Origin of the sequence: Bariatricus sp. HCP28S3_F11, assembly GCF_052065395.1 — a bacterium.
Taxonomy (GTDB): Bacteria; Bacillota; Clostridia; order Lachnospirales; family Lachnospiraceae; genus Allocoprococcus.
The window spans coordinates 1-357 of the sequence record NZ_JBQHUC010000128.1 but is presented as its reverse complement, the minus strand read 5'-3'; the positions used below and the strand labels follow the sequence as shown (position 1 = coordinate 357).

The following is a 357-nucleotide window of genomic DNA, read 5'->3' as shown; positions in this document are numbered from 1 at the left end:
TATAAGATGAATACTGACAAAATTGAGCCAATTCATGTGCAAAACTGGCAATTAAAACTGGCAAAAAACTACAGCCCAAATTATGTGAGGATTATACAGGGAATGCTTGCAATCGCATTTGACAGAGCTATCGTTCTGGGCCTTGCAAAGAAAAATCCAGCCCGAATGATCGGAAATGTCAAGAGCAGAAAACCCAAAATTGATTTCTGGACATTAGATGAATTCCAGAAAGTCATTTCTCTTCTGTGCATATTCCGCAAGAACTGCGCATCCGTTCCAGAGGAACGGAGCGCCATTCCGCTTCAAACTGAGCAAAGCTCAGCAGGTTGATTAATTACTATTGGTTATTCTGCGATC

1 pseudogene is annotated in these 357 nt (G+C 41.2%); it reads left to right on the top strand.

Annotation, left to right across the window (positions count from 1 at the left end):
* Window positions 1–246 (top strand): annotated as a pseudogene (locus ACTNBR_RS16600) (site-specific integrase); the annotation flags it as partial.
* Window positions 247–357 lie beyond the last annotated feature (111 nt).